This is a genomic window from Methylophaga sp. UBA1464, from assembly GCF_002325665.1.
Lineage (GTDB): Bacteria > Pseudomonadota > Gammaproteobacteria > Nitrosococcales > Methylophagaceae > Methylophaga.
Genome location: NZ_DCSO01000117.1, coordinates 387 through 810, shown reverse-complemented (window position 1 = coordinate 810; position 424 = coordinate 387). Strand labels below are relative to the sequence as shown.

Annotated in this window: 1 pseudogene; it reads right to left on the bottom strand. The window is 42.7% G+C overall.

The features are described from left to right. Positions 1-415: pseudogene (locus tag B3O33_RS15845) on the bottom strand (methyl-accepting chemotaxis protein); the annotation flags it as partial. Between the last annotated feature and the right edge of the window lie 9 nt (positions 416-424).

Here is a 424-nt window from a genome sequence, read left to right as displayed (position 1 = left end):
GCTGTTTCAATACACCGGTCACCGTTTCTTTACTGATAACAGTCATGTTTTGTGTTGCTGTATTCAGCTGGCTGACACCGCCGGTCAGTGTGTGTACCAGATTAGCGACGTTTTTTCGGGCACTGTCTAATTCAAAAGCCATCCAGCTAAAATCACTTTTCCCAGATATAGCAATTTTTTGGGTGAGATCGCCTTTTTTAATGTTCTGAATGCCGTTAACCAGAGTTGTCGCTCGCTTATCTCCAAAACGCCCGATAACATGAGCAAGGAACATGATTAATACACTGCCAATAACCACAAATCCAGCAACCACTTTAAGCTGTTGCATTGAGGTAACAGCATTAAGCTCCATGTAGAACATCAAACTCGCCAACAGCACTAAACCGATAATGCCAAAACCAGCAACAATGTACATGCGTTTTCT